Source organism: Mesorhizobium sp. P2_C5_2, from assembly GCF_056404535.1.
Genome location: NZ_JBFUDV010000001.1, coordinates 867,152 through 883,967, shown reverse-complemented (window position 1 = coordinate 883,967; position 16,816 = coordinate 867,152). Strand labels below are relative to the sequence as shown.

The following is a 16,816-nucleotide window of genomic DNA, read 5'->3' as shown; positions in this document are numbered from 1 at the left end:
AACAGCGCAATTCGGCTCTAAGGCACGTCTCGATGTATCACCTTGGGATAGGTATGGATCACCTCGGCCGATGAGACGCGGTCATCGAAACCGGTGTCTCTGAGATTGAAGAGGCCAACCGAGCCGAAGGACTTCTTCGCCCCTTGCGCGAAGCGGCTGTCGCTGAAATCGTGTTCGTAAAGCGTCACCGTGACGTGGCCGGCATTGAGCTTCGGCACGTAAACACTGCTGATCGTGTCGTTGGCGACGCCCAGCTGGTTGACGTTGAAGCGATAGACGTCCTGCACCATGCGCCGGGCCGCATTGCCGTTGATCATCCAGTACTCGCGGCGCGATGCGCGGTTCGGGTCGATGAGTTTGAGCGGCGCCTTGCGGCCAAGCCCGAGCCAGTGCTCGAACACCATCACATTGGCGCCCCACGGATAGGGATAATTGGACTTGTCGATGATGCGTGGCGGGCCGTCGTCGGGGATATCGTTGGTGTCGACATAGTCCAGCCATTGCAGCTGGAACGACGCTTCCACGTTGAGGTCGGTATTGCGCGGATCGGCAGCAATGATGCGCCAGTCGGAAACCGGCGGATATTTGGTGTCGAGGTCGATGTAGAATTCGCCCTTGGCAGTGTCGTCAGGGTCCGGGGAATCGCGCTCCAACGCGACCAGCCGCACCTTGAAGCGGTTGTTGACGACCAGCGGATAGATCATCGGACGAATGGGATGGGCACCGGGGTTCCGGCTGTCGGTAAAGTACCCGGGCGCCGGGACAATATCGCTGGCGCCCTTGTCGAACAGGCTGAAAGCCTGCCGCCCCTCGAACCACAGATACCATTCCAGCTCGTGGACGTGACCGCGCGCTTCGGAACAGTTGTTGGGCATCCATTGCATGAGCTGGATGTGAAGTCGTTTCGCTAGCATGGTTGGTTCCTGCCGGTGTAGCCGCGCAAGCGCGCAGCCATGAGGGATTGCAACGTGCGGTGGGGCGGCTGGGGGATAGCCGCTCTTCGCCGCTGCGTAAGTGAACCATCTCTCGTTTTCGGCCGTGCCCCGACGACCGTCGGACACTGCTGGCGCAATCGAATCCGTTTTGCCCCCGGCGGCTTTCATGGCATCAGGGGCCGTTCACGGGGTGCAACCGTCATGACACTCACCGGCTTTCTCGCTTACAGCGCCGCCCTTGGCATCGCCGCCGCCATTCCCGGCCCCGGCGTCACCGCGCTTGTCGCGCGGGCGCTGGGCTCCGGCTTCCGCTCATCGCTGGCGATGTCGTTCGGCCTGATGCTCGGCGACCTCATTTATCTCACCGCCGTGGTGCTCGGCCTTGCCTTTGTCGCGCAGACCTTCGGCATGGTCTTCCTCGCCATCAAATGGCTGGGCGTCGCCTATCTCGCCTTCCTCGGCTGGCGTTTCTGGACCGCCGGCATCACGCCCGAGACTGTCGAGGCCCGGAAAGGCAAGGGTGGTCTGGCATCGAGCTTCCTTGCCGGCCTCACCGTCACGCTGGGCAACCCGAAGACGATGATCTTCTACCTCGCCATCACACCGACCATCGTCGACCTGAAGACCATCACGCTCGCCGACTACGGCATCCTGGTCGCGCTCACCGTCATCGTGCTGTTTGTGGTGCTGGTGCCCTATCTGGCGCTGGCCGCCAAGGCGCGCTGGTTCCTGAAATCGCCACGCGCGCTGAAGGCGCTGAACCGCACCGCCGCCGGCTTCATGGTTGGGGCAGCGGCGGCGATTGCCGCTCGCCAATAGATCGGTTTCAGCCAATCCATTCCGCCAATCGGGCAATCCGGGAAATGCGTTTCCGGGACAGAACCGTTTTCAGCAAGCGCCCCACTCGATATTTTCGGCTGGCAGCCTATCTTGCGCGGTCGAAAGCCCTATTCTGTCCGCCGATGCCAATTGCCTGACCAATTGCCTGACTTGGGAGCGAAACCAATGAACAAGCCCGTCTCTTCGCCGCGCGTACCCGGCCGCGGCCGCGTCTACAATTCGATCACCGAGACGATCGGCGACACGCCGCTGGTGCGGCTCGACAAATTCGCCAAGGAGAAAGGCGTCGTTGCCAACCTGATGGCCAAGCTCGAATTCTTCAACCCGATCGCTTCGGTCAAGGACCGCATCGGCGTTTCGATGATAGAGGCGCTGGAAGCGTCGGGCCGCATCAAGCCCGGCAAGACGACGCTGATCGAGCCGACCTCCGGCAATACCGGCATCGCGCTCGCCTTCGCCGCCGCCGCCAAGGGCTACAAGCTGATCCTGACCATGCCCGAGACCATGTCGGTGGAGCGCCGCAAGATGCTGGCGCTGCTCGGCGCCGAACTGGTGCTGACCGAAGGTCCCAAAGGCATGAAGGGCGCCATCGCCAAGGCCGACGAACTGGCCGCCACCTTGCCTGACGCCGTCATTCCGCAGCAGTTCGAAAACCCGGCCAATCCGGAGATCCACCGCCGCACCACGGCCGAGGAGATCTGGAACGACACCGATGGCGGCGTCGACATCTTCGTCGCCGGCATCGGTACCGGCGGCACCATAACCGGCGTCGGGCAGGTGCTGAAGCAGCGCAAGCCTTCGGTGCATGTCGTCGCCGTCGAGCCGGAGGCCTCGCCGGTGCTGTCGGGCGGCCAGCCCGGCCCGCACAAGATCCAGGGCATCGGCGCCGGTTTCGCGCCAAAGATCCTCGACACCTCGATCTATGACGAGATCGTCAAGGTCTCCAACGAGGATTCGGTCGCCAATGCCCGCCTCGTCGCCCGCCTCGAAGGCGTGCCGGTCGGCATCTCGTCGGGCGCCGCCCTGCAGGCGGCCATCGTCGTCGGCTCGCGGCCGGAGAACAAGGGCAAGAACCTGGTGGTGATCATCCCGTCCTTCGCCGAACGCTATCTCTCGACCATCCTGTTCGACGGACTTGGCGCCTAGTTCCGGCTGAACTGCTGAAAAAGCGTCCGTGGCGGCGGTGGCCTGCTTGAGCGAGCCCGCTGCTTCCGGTGCGTTAACGCTGCCGAAGGTGGAGGGACGTCGACCTTCGGCGGCCAGAGGCTCGAGAGATTCGGACCCGATGCATTAGCCGGGGGAAGCACGCGCTGATGTCCGCGCTTCATGAAGATCGGAGCCTAGTTCGATTCAATAACCCCGTTCGAGGTCGATCTTGTTGGACAGAGGCTCTCCTCTTGCGACTTGACCGCAGAGATCGGCGGCTTGGTCGATCCCAGAATCCACCCAGAAGCTCGCGACATGAGGTGTGATGGTCACCTTGGGATGAGTCCACAACGGCGACGAAGCCTCCAGCGGTTCACCCTCAAACACGTCAAGACAAGCACCAGAAAGCTGGCCTTCGTCGAGAGCGCGGATCAGGTCGGCTTCGTTGACATGCGCGCCCCTGCCGACATTCACAAGGTAGGCACCTCGCTTCATTTTTCCAAAGGCACTGGAGTTCAGTATCCCACGAGTGTCACCAGTCAGGGGAAGTGAACAGATAACGTAGTCCCGACTTGTGAGTGCGTCCGCAAGCTGGGCACCACCAAAGTAACTGTGTATGCTTGGAAGCGTCTTTTGATGGCGAGACCAGACTGCCGTGTCGTAACCCAGGTCCGCAAACAGCTTTGCGGCCCAACCACCGATCCGGCCCGCACCCAGCACAACAATCTTTGTCTCGGAAATCTTCCGCGGCGCGAGAGGAGTCCAGGACTTGCGGGCTTGCAGACTCATGTAGTCCGCAACATGCCGTTGCTGGCAGAGAACGCGAAGGACGATGTACTGCACCACTTCCGAAGCCTGCTCACGCGTTGCGAGCCTGATGAGCGGAACACCCTTGGGAAAGCTCTGAAGATCAATACCTTCGACACCGGCCCCCAAATAGACGACGGCGCTTAGCCCCGCCATGGCGTCAAAAAAGCCAGGACTGGCGCCCTTGTCGATCAGCACAATATCTATGTCACTTTTGTTCCCGGCGTCTGGCCAAAGCCTGAACTCCAGCTGCGGCACACGGGTTTTCAGCTCAGCAGCCCATACTCGTGCATCAATGTAGTCAGGATACTCATTGACCATCAGAACGGTAATGGGCTCACCGGTCACTTCGCCCTCCCAGATTCAGGTATCAGGCATCCATCGGATGACCGCTCTGTTGATGCTGAGGTTTGCGCAAACTGGTACCAGTTGCAAGACCGGACCCCGGCAGAATGGCGTTTATACGTGTCCGGGTGGCGGCTTCGTTGCGGAGGCCGCACTCGGCCTGAACGGATTGCCGACAGCGAAGCGCCGCCTCCCGCCGCTCAATTCTTCAGCGCCGCGCGCTTTCCTTGCAGGAAGCGGCGCACAGCCGGGTCGCGCTCGAGGCCGATCGCCCGGTCATAGGCCTCGCTGGCCTGCGGTATGTTGCCGAGCCTGGCCAGCAGACCGGCGCGGGCCGCCCAATAGGGCTGGTAGTCGTCAAGCCGCTTGTCGTCACCCAGCACGTAAAGCGCCGCCAAGCCCGCCGCAGCACCTTCGGCCTCGGCAATCGCCACCGCGCGGTTGATCGCCACCACGGGCGAACCGGCAATCACCGACAATGCATCGTAAAGCTCCCGGATCGCCACCCAGTCGGTCCGGCCGGTCAGCCGCCGTGTCGTGTGGGCTGATTGCACGGCCGCCTCGAGCTGGTAGCGGCCGATGACGCCTTTGCAGGCGGCGTGCCTGAGCAGGGCCTCTGCTTCGTCGATCAGGGCATCATCCCACAGCGCAAGATCCTGCTCGGCCAGCGGCACATAGTCCCCGGCGGCGTTGCGCCGCGCCGCGCGCCGCGCTTCGGCAAACAGCATCAGCGCCAGCAGCCCCAGCGCCTCCGGTTCGTCGGGCATCAGCGAGGCGACCAGCCGGCCGAGCCAGATGCCTTCGGTGGCCAGGTTACGCCCTCGCGTCTCGGTGCCGGCGGGGTCCGACCAGCCTTCGGCAAAGGCGGCGTAGATCGCCTCCAGCACCGTGTCCAGCCGCTCGCCGAGTTCGGCCCGTTCCGGCACCCGGAAGGGGATGCCGGTTTCGCGGATGCGCGACTTAGCGCGCACCAGGCGCTGGCTCATCGTCGCCGGCGACACCAGGAAGGCAGAAGCGATCGTTGCCGCGTCGAAGCCCAGAACGGTTTGCAGGATCAGCGGTGCCCGCACGCCGGCCTCGATCGCCGGATGGGCGCAGGCAAACATCAGCCGCAGCCGCTCGTCAGGCAGGTCTTCATCGGTCATGCGCGCCTCCATCTCCTCGGCGATCAGCTTGAGGTGGTCGCGGCCCGCCTCGCTGGTGAGCCGGCGTCTGACCGCGTCGACGCTGCGCCGCCGCGCCACCGCCAGCAACCAGGCTTCCGGCTTTTCGGGCACGCCGGTTTGCGGCCAGCGTTCAAGGGCTGCGGCAAAGGCATCGGCCAGCGCGTCTTCGGCGCCAGCCACGTCGCGCGTGCGCGCGGCGAGATAGGCAACCAGCTTGCCGTAGCTCTGCCGAGCAGCAGCTTCCGCCGCCGCCCGTGCAGTGTCTGGTCTACCGGCTGTCACGCAGTGTATGCTGGCATGTATTCTGCCATCGGCCAGATCGGCCGCACTTCCATCGTGCCGGTGCCGGCACCGGGACAGCGCGCCGCCCACGAGATCGCCGAGTCCATGTCAGGCGCCTCGATCAAATAGTAGCCACCGAGCTGCTCCTTGGTGTCGGCATAGGGGCCGTCAATCACATTGGTCTTGCCGCCGGCCACCCGCACGGTGGTCGCTATCTTCGTCGGCTTCAACCGCTCCCCGGCCAAGAACACGCCGGCCTTCTTCATCGCTTCGGTATAGGCGCCATAGGCGGCGCTCATCTGGATGGCCGCCTCCTTCGGTGCGGCGGCCATTACGGCTTCGTTTCCATAAATGAGAAGCAGGTACTGCATGGTCATCTCCCGTGTTTTTCTGGGCCGCATCGTTGCGGGCCGAACGTATGTCGCGCGGCCTCGCCCGATTTCGACAGGCGCTGGAAAAATCTTCGTCCCTGGCGGCGTATTGCGCAAGGACGCTGGCTTGCCGATGGCGTTAATTGCCCAGCGCGACAGACTCCTGGGGTTGTCTGGAGCCTTGCGAGTCGGCTGGCACGAGCCAGCCGCGATAACGCACGATCAGCCCGGTGAGCGGGTGCGAAATCTCGACATGGAAGCGGAAGCGCCCGTCCTCGACGCGCTCATAGGATGCCGAGCGCGGGCAGAGCCACATCGGCAACGGGACGCCGAGAAAGCTCCAGCGGCGCAGCACCAGCGACAATCTTTCCTGCGACGCCACCAGCGCCATGGCGAAGCTCAGTGGGCCGAAGCGCTCGCACAGCAACCGCTGCGACCGGCCTCGGCCGGTGAACTGGTCGCTGGCGAAAGTGCGCGCGCCGAACGTTCGCGTCCAGGTCTCACCATCCTTGCCGGTATCGAAGCGGACATGGACCGGTACGTCGGCACTGGCGGGAGGAAATCCGACCAGCCAGCCGGATAGCCGGCCTAGAATACCGGCGCCACGTTCAACGCTGCCGCGTCCCTCAGCCGTTCCCGCGCGCTCATGCATGGCGCGGATTTCTTCGGGCAGGTCCTGCCAGGCGTCGCCGACCACTTCAGGATAAAGCGGCCTTTCGACGTCGGAGGTGTCGTCCCTGAAGCCGGCATAGATCGCCTTACTGGCAAATAGCGCCTCGTAGTCGCTCAGTTCGAGGTCGCGCACCGCCGCCCGCGCGCCTGGAGCCGGCGCCTGTCCGTCCAGCGTCTTGCGCACCAGCGCCTCGACCGCCATGGCCGGGATCAGCGGCCCGTCATCGCCTTCGGCCAGCAGATGCCAGGAGCGTTTGACCGGTTCGCCGGCCTTGCCGGTCCCTTCCACCGCGACGAACATGCCGCCGCGATGTTCGCCCCAGCGCAGCCGGTTCGACGCCCAGTGCATCAGCGGCGCCAGCGGTAACAGCGACCGCCCCAGTCCTATTCGCACCAGCCAGGCAAGGCCGATCAGGGCGCGGTGCAGGATTTCGGGAACCGGCCCGGCGCCCATCCAGATGGTTTTGGCTTGCGGCCACAGTTCCGCCAGCGCGCGCAAATCCGGCACGTCGACCAGCGAAAACAGCGTGCTCTTCAGCGGCACCTTGCCCGGCGGCGCGATGGTGTAGCGCATCTGCTCGGTCAGCGGATGGCCCTGCACCTTGACGCCGTCGCGCTTCAGTTCGACCGGCTGGCCGGCGTAGCCGGCAATGGCGCGGATGACGTTCTCGCCGACGCCGGCATAGGGCGACGGCGCGATGCCGCCGCGGATCGTGTCGACCCGTGCCATGCCGGCGGAGAGACGACGCACGACCGCCGCGGTCAGTACCGGGAAACTCGACACGCCCGACAGCACGAATAGGCTCGCCTGCTTGGCCGCCGTATCGAAATCACCGACGCCGGCGACAAAGTCCGACCCATCGGCGAGGTCGAGATAATTGACGCCTTGCGCAATGCAGGCCTCGATCAGCCGGTAGCGACCCGCGCCATAGGCTTGGAACGGGCCGCTGGCATCGACGACGCAATCGGGCTTGAGTGCGCAGAGCTGTGCCGCGAGGTTGCCGTCGCGATCGAACGCAGCCGGCACCAGCTCCGCCGCCGCGCCGGTGCGGGTTTTGCACCAGGCTTCGGCCCGGGCCAGCGAACGCCCGGCGACGATCAGCGTCAGGCGCGGCTCGCTCTCCAGCAATTGGACGATGCGGCCGCCGAAAATGCCATAGCCGCCGACAACCAGAAGCTTCATGGCGCGGTTGCCTCCCTGCATGTCGTTTCCCCAAAACCGAGGTCACATTTGGGCGACATGGGGTTAGCCGATCATCCGCGCACGCATCGTCGCGGACGGAATCTCGCAACTGTCCTTGCGGCCGAAGATGGCGTAGCGGTTTTTGGCGATGCGTTCGTAGAGCCAGTCGCGCAAAGGGCGCGGCAAAAGCAGCAGGGCTTTCGCCGCCCGCCATGGCCAGCCGAGTTCGGCCATCACGGCAATGAAACTGTCCAGCCGCATGAAAGGAGCGCCGCCGATGAGGACCAGATTGGTCTCGTAACTGTCAGTGCGCAGTCCGTATTTGTGGAACAGCGCCTCGCCGGAGGGCGACTGCGCAGTGGCAAAGCGGAAGCGGTTTTTGCGGTCGAGCCTGACCACGGTTCGCACGAAGCCCGAGCACAGCACACAGACGCCATCGAAAACGATCAAAGGCAGGCTGGCATCGAAGGGTTCAGGAGAAGAAGTCACGGGACATCCGGCAGCTCATGTCAGGCGACACTAAGCCTGCCGGCTACGGGATCAAAGCCGCGGCGTTGTCGCACGGCTTCTCGCGGCCAGCGCGGGGCGCTCGGCGCGATAAGTGGTTGCGCGGTGGTCAGCGCCCGGTCTGCAGATCCGGCTGTCGTGACGCGTTTCGAACGTCATGATCAGTGCGCGCCGAGCGAGCTGCCACGACGGGCGCAGGCCGGGCCCGGGCCGCGCATGTAATAGCGCTCCGGCCGATAGGTCGGCGCGATGAACTCGCGGATGGCGGCGGCGTAGCCGGCGATGTGGCCCCAGAATTTCATTTTACTTAAGTCCCTGTCCCGATTTTCGGATGTCCCGTCCGATTGCGGGGATCATAGCGTCGAGGCGTGAATAGTCGGTGAACACGATGTTAATCTTTGGTCGAAAACCCCATGCTTCGTGGCCGGAATGCGGCTTTGTCGGGGTCTTTCGGTGTGGTTCGTCGCCATTTCCGGCATTGTGACTTTTGCATCACATATGTTTCGTCTGGATGTCGCTTGGGCGCGGTTCTGTTTCAATTTCGAAAGCCCCAGCGAAATTTCCGTGCGCACGGCCGGCAAGCTCCTTTGGCAGCGCCCGGAACCGGAACGGGCCTTACCCGTTCTCGGTTGAACCGCATCGCGCAGGAGTTTCGCCATGGCACCTCGCCCCGCCTGGAAGGGCTATCTGAAACTGTCGCTGGTCACCTGCGCCGTCGAACTGACCAACGTCGTCACCCACACCGAAAAAGTCTCGTTCCGGGTGCTGAACCGCAAGACCGGCAACACGGTCAAGCGCATCTATGTCGATGCCGAAACCGGCAAGCCGCTGGACGAAGGCAACGAGATCAAGGGCTACGAACTCGACGACGGCGACTTCGTCCATATCGAGGAAGACGAGATCGCGGCGGTGCAGATCGAGTCCTCGCATACCATGGCGCTGGACGGCTTCATCGACAAAGCCTCGATCCAGCAGATCTATCTCGACACGCCCTACTATGTCGCGCCGGCCGACAAGGTGTCGGAGGAGGCCTTTGCCGTCATCCGCGATGCCATGGCCGGCAAGAAGATGGCCGGGCTGGCGCGCATCGTGCTCTACGCCAGAGAACGGCCCGTGGTCATCGAGCCGCTCGGCAAGGGTATGGTGCTGACCACCTTGCGCTACGACAACACGGTGCGGCAGCCGGACAGCGTCTTCGGCGACATCAAAGCGGTGAAGACCGACCAGGAGATGACCGATCTGGCCGAGCTCATCATCGACAAGAAGAAGGCCAAGTTCGATCCGTCAAAATTCGAGGACAAATATGAGGATGCGCTGCTCGAACTGATCCGTGCCAAGAAGGCCGGCAAGAAGGCGCCGAAGGCAGAGGCGGCGCCCAAACCGTCCAATGTCGTCAATCTGTTCGACGCGCTGAAGAAGAGCCTGTCGGATGGCGGCGCGGCGAAGACTTCGGCGAAGAAGGCTAAACCGGCGGCCAAAAGCGGCAAGGCGAAAGCCGCAGCACCCAAGCGCAAGTCGGCTTGAGGGCCAGCTCCATGGCCAGCCTCGAACAGTACCAGTCCAAGCGCGATTTCAAGAAGACCGCCGAGCCTGCCGGCAAAGTCACGCCTGGCAAGCAGGCCGGCGGCATCTTCGTCATCCAGAAACACGATGCGACCAGGCTGCATTACGATTTCCGCCTTGAGCATGACGGCGTCTTGTGGAGCTGGGCAGTGACGCGCGGCCCGAGCCTCGATCCGCACGAAAAGCGGCTGGCCGTGCATGTCGAGGACCACCCGATCGACTATGCGTCGTTCGAGGGCACCATTCCCAAGGGCGAATATGGCGGCGGCACGGTCATCGTCTGGGACGAAGGCACGTGGACGCCCGAGATCGACCCCGCCAAGGCGATGAAGAAGGGCCACATCTCCTTCGAGCTCAAAGGCCGCAAGCTGAATGGCCTGTGGCATCTGGTGCGGCTGAAACCCCGCGCCGGCGAAAGACGCGACAACTGGCTGCTGATCAAATCCGACGATGCCGCCGCCCGTCCCGGCGAGGACATTCTGAAGGACGCGCCGAAATCGGTGAAGTCGGGCCTGACCATCGAGCAGGTTGCGGAAGGCAAGACCGTTGACGGCAAGAAGCCGAAAGTCTGGCACTCCAACAAGCCCAGCGCCTCCAGCAAGGCGAAGGCCGGCAAGCGTCTCGATTTCATCGAGCCGCAACTGGCGACGCTGGAACGCGATGCGCCGCCGGGAAAGGATTGGCTGCACGAAGTCAAATTCGATGGCTACCGCATGCAGGCGCAAATCGCCGGCACCGAGGTGCGGCTGCTGACCCGCACCGGTCTCGACTGGACGGAGAAATTCGGTGCTGAGATCGTTGCCGAGCTGGCCCAGCTGAAATGCAGCGACGCCATCATCGATGGCGAGATCGTCGTGCTGGCCGACAGCGGCGTTTCGTCCTTCGCGTTGCTGCAGCAGGATCTGTCGGCCAATCGCACCAGCCGCTTTACCTACTACGTCTTCGACCTGATGCGGCTCGACGGCAAGGATTTGCGCGCCGAGCCGCTGGTCGAGCGCAAGCAGGCTCTGCAGGAGCTTCTTGGCGGGACGGCCGAAAATGCCGCCGTTCGGTTCAGCGACCATTTCGCCGAACCCGGCAAGATCATGCTGCAGCACGCCTGCCGCATGGGGCTCGAAGGTATCGTCTCCAAGCGCGCCGACGCGCCCTACCGCAGCGGCCGCGGTCCGAGCTGGGTGAAGTCGAAATGCACGTCGCGCCAGGAATTCGTCATCGGCGGCTATCTGCCATCGGAGAAGACCGGCCGCGGCCTGCGCTCGCTGCTGGTCGGCTACTTCGAGGGCGGCAAACTCCAATATGCCGGCCGTGTCGGCACGGGCTTCTCGGCCAAGGGCGCCACCGAGCTGAAGAAGAAGCTCGATGCGTTGAAGGCAAAATCATCGCCGTTTTCAGCCGCCGTGCCGAAGGGCAAGGGCCTGGTCTGGGTCGAGCCGGAACTTGTCGGCGAAGTGGAGTTCCGCAGCTGGACCTCCGACCGTATAATACGCCACGCGTCGTTCCAGGGACTGCGCGAGGACAAGCCGGCGGAGGAAGTCGTGCAGGAAAAGCCATCGAAGGCGGCAAGCAAGCCGGCGGCAAGCAGTGCCAGTAAGGCCGGATCCAAAGCTGGGGCGATAACCACCAGCGTAAAACTCTCCCATCCCGAAAAGCTGCTGTGGCCCGACGAAAAGATATCGAAGCAGGCTTTGCTTGAGCACTACGCGCTGGTCTGGCCGCGCATGGAGCAGTTCGTCGTCAACCGGCCGCTCAGCCTGGTGCGGGCGCCGGACGGCATTGGCGGCCCGCGCTTTTTCCAAAAGCATGCCTCGGCCGGCATGAGCGACAAGATCGCCCGGATGAAGGATTCGACCGATGGCGAGGAAATCCTGTTCATCCGGGATTTCGACGGCCTCGCCGCTCTGGTCCAGTACGGCGTGGTCGAGGTCCACATCTGGGGCTGCAAAATCGACGCGCTGGAAAAGCCGGACCAGATCATCTTCGATCTCGATCCCGACGAGGGCGTCGACGTCAAGGCGGTGCGCGACGCGGCACTCGACATCAGAGGCAAGCTCGACGATTTGTCGCTGCCGAACTTCGTCAAGCCGTCGGGCGGCAAGGGCTACCACGTGCTGGTGCCGCTGAAACCGTCGGCGGATTGGGAAGCGGTCAAAACCTTCTCCCATGATTTCGCCAAGGCGCTGGAGCAAGCTGCGCCCGACCGCTACACGGCGACGCTGTCGAAAAAAGCGCGCACTGGGAGAATCTTCGTCGACTATCTACGCAACGGCAGGGGCTCGACGACGGTCGCGCCCTATTCCTCGCGCGCCAAGAAGGGAGCGACGGTGTCGGTGCCGGTGACGTGGGCCGAGGTGGAAGCGGGGCTCGCACCGAATGCATTTCCAATCGGCGACAAGACGACGCTGAAGGAGTTGGCGAAGGCCGATCCGTGGGTGGATTTCTTCAAGCAGGCGAAGGTGCTGAAGCGGGGGTAGGGTAGCGATCCTTCACGCCCCCCTCTGGCCTGCCGGCCATCTCCCCCACGAGGGGGGAGATTGGCGGTTTGGGCGCCCCGCTCATTCCTGCAACCCTGAAGATTGGCGAAAGCCCGAGTGACGTCCGATCTCCCCCCAAGTGGGGGAGATGTCCGGCAGGACAGAGGGGGGCGCTGTCCCGCCGGCATTGCGAAATCAGCGCCAACCCCTCAACCCAAAAACACCTTCTCAAAAGCCTGTTTCCCCGGCGGTGAAAACACCACCGCGCGGCTGTCCTTCTCGCGCCGTGCCCATTTCTCCGCCAGGATCTTGTCGAGGATTGCCGCCCCCAGCGTGCCGGCGAGGTGCGAGCGGCGCACGCTCCAGTCGAGGCAGGCGCGGCAGACCGGGCGGCGTGGCTTGGCGTCGACATCGATGCCGATGGCCGAAAAATGCGATGGGGCCGACGGGCCGAGCCGGATCTCCTTCTCGTCGCGCAAAAGAATGTCGCGCGCGACGAGGCGGTCCAGCATCGCCACCGCCTGCTCGCCGGCGAGATGGTCGTAGCAGACGCGCGCCACGCGCATCGCGCCGTCGCGCGGACCCGGCCGAACACGCTTGGGGCCAACGGCTTCGGCCACCCCGGTGATAGCTTCGATCATGCCGGCCACTTGCGGCCCGGCGAGGCCGTAATAGCGATGCCGGCCCTGGCTGGCCAAGGTCAGCAGCCCGCCCTCCATCAATTTGGACAGATGCGAGGACGCGGTCGGCAGTGACACGCCGGCCTCCAGCGCCAGTTCGCTGGCCGTCAAAGCCGTGCCGCCCATCAGCGCATTCAGCATGTTTGCCCGCGCCGGATCGCCGACCAGGCTGGCGATGCGGGCAATGTCTGGTCCTTCACGCATAGTTAGGTCTCCATCGAAGCATTCTCGTCAGATAATCATTATTGTCGGGCGAGATCAAGGAGAACGCCGATGCCAACCGCTTCTGCCCCACTCGCCAGCCGCCAGCCGTTCCCGTTCGTCACCTGGCTGCACCGGCGGCTGCTCGCCCGCTGGTATGACCGCCATCTGCAGCGGCTCGACCTCTCAGAGATCGACGACCATTTGCTGCGCGACCTTGGCCTGAGCCGGGAGGATGTGCGGCGCGAATGCGCGAAATCCTTCTGGCAGGCCTGACCGCCAGCACTTTTGCTTAGCAGACCCGGCGGCACAACGTTTCGACGCCGCTCGAACTATCCACGCAGAAAACCCAAGGAGATCACGATGACCATCACCTGCTTCATCCGCTATGAGATCGACCCGTTCGGCAAGCCGGCTTTCGAGCAATATGCCAAGGCCTGGGGCCAGGCGATCCCGCGCTGCGGCGCCGATCTGATCGGCTACTACGCCCCGCATGAGGGCTCGGCCACCACCGCATATGCCGCCTACAACATCGACAGCCTGGCCGCCTACGAAGCGTACCGCGCCAGGCTTGCGGCGGATCCCGCCGGCAAGGCCAATTACGAATTTGCCCGCCGCGAAAAGTTCATCTTGAAAGAAGACCGTATCTTCCTGAAGCTGGTCTCCGGACCGCATGGACCGCGACAGCTGTTCCAGAGCGCGGTCAAGGAGGAAGCATGATCGCTGTCATCTTCGAGGTGCAACCGGCGCCGGGCAAGCGCGATGCTTATCTCGGCATCGCCGCGGAACTGAGGCCGCTGCTCGACGGCATAGACGGCTTCATCTCGATCGAGCGTTTTCAGAGCCTGGTCGACCCGAACCGCGTCCTGTCGCTGTCCTTCTGGCGCGACGAGGAAGCGGTGAAGGCCTGGCGCAACACCGAGGAGCACCGGCAGGCGCAGCAAGCCGGCCGCGGCGGAATCTTTGCCGGCTATCGTCTGCGGATCGCACATGTGGTGCGCGATTATGGGCTGACGGAAAGGGATGAGGCGCCGGCGGATAGTCGGGCGGTGAATGGGTGAAGCTGACGATGTTCAGCGGCATTCATAGCCGTCGACCACCGCGCCGCCCCTCATTGTCCTGCCGGACATTTCTCCCCGTATAGTGACGGGGAGAAAGACGCTGCTGCCGATGGCTTCGCCAATTGTCAGCGTTGCAGAATGGGCGTCGCGGTTGCGGCCAGCCCCCTTCTCCCCGTTCACGGGGAGAAGATGCCGGCAGGCAGATGAGGGGCAGCGCCGACTTTGCGTTGCCTAAGCATTCCCGATCAGCACCCCAGCCGCAAACACCAGCGCCCCACCCAGCACCACCTGAAACGCCGCGCGCAGGAAAGGCGTCTGCATGTAGCGGTTCTGGACGAAGGCGATCGCCCACAATTCGAAGAACACCACCACGGCGGCCACCGCCGTCGCCGTCCAGAACTGCGGGATGATGTAGGGCAGCGCGTGGCCCAACCCACCGAGCGTCGTCATGATGCCGACGGTGAGCCCGCGCTTGATCGGCGAGCCGCGGCCCGACAGTTTGCCGTCGTCGGAGGCGACTTCGGTGAAGCCCATCGAGATGCCGGCACCGATTGAGGCGGCTAGGCCGACCAGCAGCGTCTGCCAGGTGTCATGCGTGGCGAACGCGGCGGCAAAGATCGGCGCCAGCGTCGACACCGAGCCGTCCATCAACCCGGCCAGCCCCGGCTGCACATAGGTCAGGATGAACTGGCGCTGCTCGGCGCTTGCCTCTTCGTCCTTCACCTCGCCCGGCACAAGTTTCTGCTCCAGCCGATGCGCCGAATTCTCATGGCTTTGCTCCGCCGCTGCGAGGTCGTTGAGCAGTTTTCTGGTCGAGGCGTCGCTGGTGCGCTTGGCCGCTTCGACATAGAAGCGATAGGCCTGTTGCTCCATGGCTTCGGCTTGGCTCCGCACATGCTCGATGCCCAGCGGCCGCACCAGCCAATCGGGCTTTCGCTCATAATAGCCTTTCACGTGCTCGCGGCGCAGCAGCGGAATGCGCTCGCCGAAACGCTTGCGGTAGAGCTCGATCAGGGAATCGCGATGGCCGTCTTCCTCCTCGGCCATCGCCTCGAACACTTTCGCCGATTGCGGAAAGGTGTCCGCCAGCCCCTCGGCATAGGCGCGGTAGATGCGCCCGTCATCCTCTTCCGACGAAATTGCCAACGCCAGGATCTCCTGTTCCGACAGCGTTTCGAAGGGACGGCGGCCGAAACCGAAGACGCGGGAAAGCATGATAAATTCACCCTAGTTTAGAATAGTTCTAAACTAGGCGCTGGCGGCTCGCCGGTCAATCGCCGGTCAACAAGTGTTGAAGTGCCGGGCTGCGGTGCACTCTTCATTATCAGCGAATGTTCGCCTATATGAATGGCAACACGCAAAGCGAAAGGTATGAGCAAGATGACGGCAAAGCCGCACGACCACTTCGATCCCAAACCCGTCCTCGATCTCATCGCCAGCATCGAGGCCGACCTGCAGCGGCTGAAAGGCCTGGTCGAACAGCAGGTCGAAAAATTCGACCCCGCCAATCCGCACAACAAGGCCCCTGACGGCAAGCTCACCGAGGAGGGCGTCGAGTGCTGCTACCGCATGTTCGACGAAGGCAAGTCGCGCTATTCGGTCGCCCAGCAGATGAAGATCTCCTTCGCCGCCGCCACGCACAGGTTTAATTCCTGGCGCAAGGCGGGTGGGTCGAGGCGGCAAAGAGCGCTGCTGGGATGAGAGCCCGGTTCGCCGAAGGTGAATTCATCGTGCCGGTGGCACGATGAAAGGGCTCGAACGCCGGGGAGTTGCCGCAGGCAACGGGCCCCCGGCCGGGCGGTTATGAGATGTAGGCGGAACAGCCCCTCTGTTCTGCCGGACGTTCGTCGCTCGGAAAGCCAAGCAGTTGGCTTTCCGTCCGCTGCGCGGACCACTCCTCAACCCCCACACGGGGGGAGATTGGCTGCATCACCTACGGCACCAGTTCAATTTCCTCGGTCTCGCCGCCTTCGCAGGTGTAGCAGCAGTCTTCGCATTTTTCCTTGTTGTTGGGCCCGACGCCCCAATACGTCTCTTCGTCGCCGTCGACCCAGGCGCCGTAGCAGATGGACTCGCCTTCGTTGCACGAGATCGGGATCTGCTTGGTCTCGCCATCGTCGAGATAGAAGTCCTTGTCATTGCCCGGCCAGACATAGTCGCGGTCCTGGCTGTAGAGCTCGAGGCGCATGGCGTTGGGATGACTGTTCTTGACGGCGAAGGTGATGTCGGCGGCATAGGCCGATGGCGCGAACAGCGCGGCAAGCGAGAATGCAACGACGATGCGGCGGGTGATGGTGAAAGACATGACGTTCCCCGGATTGAGAATCGGCCCCCTCGGCCGAGAGGGCGAGCATGGCATGATGCGGGGTGACATTGAAGGGTAACGCCTGACTGAATTTGGGGGGATTGGCGGAGGTGGGCCGGCAGCGGAGCTGCTGATCTCCCCCCTCGTGGGGGAGATGTCCGGCAAGGCAGAGGGGGGCGCGAAGGATCGCCGGCGTGTCGGATCAACAAAGCCTGAAATCGAAAAGGCTTGGGCTGCAGGATTGAGGGTTGGCGGGACAGCGCCCCCTCTGCCTTGCCAGG

Annotated in this window: 18 protein-coding genes; 8 read left to right on the top strand and 10 right to left on the bottom strand. The window is 63.6% G+C overall.

What is annotated here, in order from left to right; all coding sequences use genetic code 11:
• Nucleotides 1-17: 17 nt before the first annotated feature.
• Nucleotides 18-914: a hypothetical protein gene (locus AC1D1B_RS04175; RefSeq protein WP_477329610.1), complete on the bottom strand. Its 897-nt coding sequence runs from the start codon at nt 912-914 to the stop codon at nt 18-20.
• 222 nt (nt 915-1,136) lie between these two features.
• On the opposite strand from AC1D1B_RS04175, the gene AC1D1B_RS04170 reads away from it, so the two are divergent.
• The gene (locus AC1D1B_RS04170) at nt 1,137-1,754 is read left to right on the top strand and encodes a LysE family translocator (protein ID WP_477329608.1); all 618 of its coding nucleotides are present in this window, start codon (nt 1,137-1,139) and stop codon (nt 1,752-1,754) included.
• 186 nt (nt 1,755-1,940) lie between these two features.
• Nucleotides 1,941-2,921, top strand: coding sequence for a cysteine synthase A (gene cysK / locus AC1D1B_RS04165; RefSeq protein WP_181059933.1), 981 nt, complete (start codon nt 1,941-1,943; stop codon nt 2,919-2,921).
• Nucleotides 2,922-3,125: 204 nt separating this feature from the next.
• Here the strand turns inward: cysK and AC1D1B_RS04160 are convergent, their stop codons facing one another.
• The 6 genes from AC1D1B_RS04160 to AC1D1B_RS04135 form a co-directional block, all read right to left on the bottom strand.
• Nucleotides 3,126-4,076, bottom strand: a complete 951-nt coding sequence (locus tag AC1D1B_RS04160) for an NAD(P)-dependent oxidoreductase (RefSeq protein WP_477329605.1) — start codon at nt 4,074-4,076, stop codon at nt 3,126-3,128.
• Between the two features lie 197 nt (nt 4,077-4,273).
• Nucleotides 4,274-5,521, bottom strand: coding sequence for an RNA polymerase sigma factor (locus tag AC1D1B_RS04155; RefSeq protein WP_477329603.1), 1,248 nt, complete (start codon nt 5,519-5,521; stop codon nt 4,274-4,276).
• The gene (locus tag AC1D1B_RS04150) at nt 5,518-5,892 is read right to left on the bottom strand and encodes a YciI family protein (protein ID WP_477329601.1); all 375 of its coding nucleotides are present in this window, start codon (nt 5,890-5,892) and stop codon (nt 5,518-5,520) included. Before AC1D1B_RS04150 ends, AC1D1B_RS04155 begins: the two co-directional genes overlap by 4 nt.
• 139 nt (nt 5,893-6,031) lie before the next feature.
• A complete protein-coding gene (locus AC1D1B_RS04145; protein WP_477329599.1) occupies nt 6,032-7,768 on the bottom strand; it encodes a DUF4166 domain-containing protein in 1,737 nt (578 codons plus the stop codon).
• Between the two features lie 42 nt (nt 7,769-7,810).
• Nucleotides 7,811-8,236, bottom strand: coding sequence for a thiol-disulfide oxidoreductase DCC family protein (locus tag AC1D1B_RS04140; RefSeq protein WP_477329598.1), 426 nt, complete (start codon nt 8,234-8,236; stop codon nt 7,811-7,813).
• A gap of 179 nt (nt 8,237-8,415) precedes the next feature.
• Nucleotides 8,416-8,556 carry a hypothetical protein gene (locus tag AC1D1B_RS04135; protein WP_023672040.1) on the bottom strand — a complete coding sequence of 47 codons (141 nt, stop codon included), beginning with the start codon at nt 8,554-8,556 and terminating at the stop codon, nt 8,416-8,418.
• Nucleotides 8,557-8,911: 355 nt separating this feature from the next.
• Between AC1D1B_RS04135 and ku the strand changes: the two genes are divergently transcribed.
• Entirely contained in the window at nt 8,912-9,778 is an 867-nt protein-coding gene (ku, locus tag AC1D1B_RS04130; RefSeq protein ID WP_477329596.1) for a non-homologous end joining protein Ku, read from the top strand.
• Nucleotides 9,779-9,789: 11 nt separating this feature from the next.
• Nucleotides 9,790-12,288 carry a DNA ligase D gene (ligD, locus tag AC1D1B_RS04125; protein WP_477329594.1) on the top strand — a complete coding sequence of 833 codons (2,499 nt, stop codon included), beginning with the start codon at nt 9,790-9,792 and terminating at the stop codon, nt 12,286-12,288.
• Nucleotides 12,289-12,497: 209 nt separating this feature from the next.
• Here ligD and AC1D1B_RS04120 read toward each other — a convergent pair whose 3' ends face one another.
• A complete protein-coding gene (locus tag AC1D1B_RS04120) occupies nt 12,498-13,172 on the bottom strand; it encodes an ArsR/SmtB family transcription factor (protein WP_477329592.1) in 675 nt (224 codons plus the stop codon).
• 69 nt (nt 13,173-13,241) lie between these two features.
• Here AC1D1B_RS04120 and AC1D1B_RS04115 point away from each other — a divergent pair, with 69 nt between their 5' ends.
• From AC1D1B_RS04115 to AC1D1B_RS04105, 3 genes are all read left to right on the top strand, one after another.
• Nucleotides 13,242-13,445, top strand: coding sequence for a DUF1127 domain-containing protein (locus AC1D1B_RS04115; RefSeq protein ID WP_477329590.1), 204 nt, complete (start codon nt 13,242-13,244; stop codon nt 13,443-13,445).
• Between the two features lie 87 nt (nt 13,446-13,532).
• Nucleotides 13,533-13,889: an NIPSNAP family protein gene (locus AC1D1B_RS04110; protein ID WP_477329588.1), complete on the top strand. Its 357-nt coding sequence runs from the start codon at nt 13,533-13,535 to the stop codon at nt 13,887-13,889.
• Entirely contained in the window at nt 13,886-14,230 is a 345-nt protein-coding gene (locus AC1D1B_RS04105; protein ID WP_477329586.1) for an antibiotic biosynthesis monooxygenase family protein, read from the top strand. The genes AC1D1B_RS04110 and AC1D1B_RS04105 overlap by 4 nt, the downstream gene beginning before the upstream one ends.
• 231 nt (nt 14,231-14,461) lie before the next feature.
• On the opposite strand, the gene mbfA is transcribed toward AC1D1B_RS04105, so the two are convergent.
• Nucleotides 14,462-15,445, bottom strand: coding sequence for an iron exporter MbfA (gene mbfA, locus AC1D1B_RS04100; protein ID WP_477329584.1), 984 nt, complete (start codon nt 15,443-15,445; stop codon nt 14,462-14,464).
• 165 nt (nt 15,446-15,610) lie between these two features.
• Here mbfA and AC1D1B_RS04095 point away from each other — a divergent pair, with 165 nt between their 5' ends.
• On the top strand, nt 15,611-15,931 hold the full coding sequence (locus tag AC1D1B_RS04095) for a hypothetical protein (RefSeq protein WP_477330531.1): 321 nt from the start codon (nt 15,611-15,613) through the stop codon (nt 15,929-15,931).
• A 232-nt stretch (nt 15,932-16,163) separates the two neighbouring features.
• Here the strand turns inward: AC1D1B_RS04095 and AC1D1B_RS04090 are convergent, their stop codons facing one another.
• The gene (locus tag AC1D1B_RS04090) at nt 16,164-16,535 is read right to left on the bottom strand and encodes a hypothetical protein (RefSeq protein ID WP_477329582.1); all 372 of its coding nucleotides are present in this window, start codon (nt 16,533-16,535) and stop codon (nt 16,164-16,166) included.
• Between the last annotated feature and the right edge of the window lie 281 nt (nt 16,536-16,816).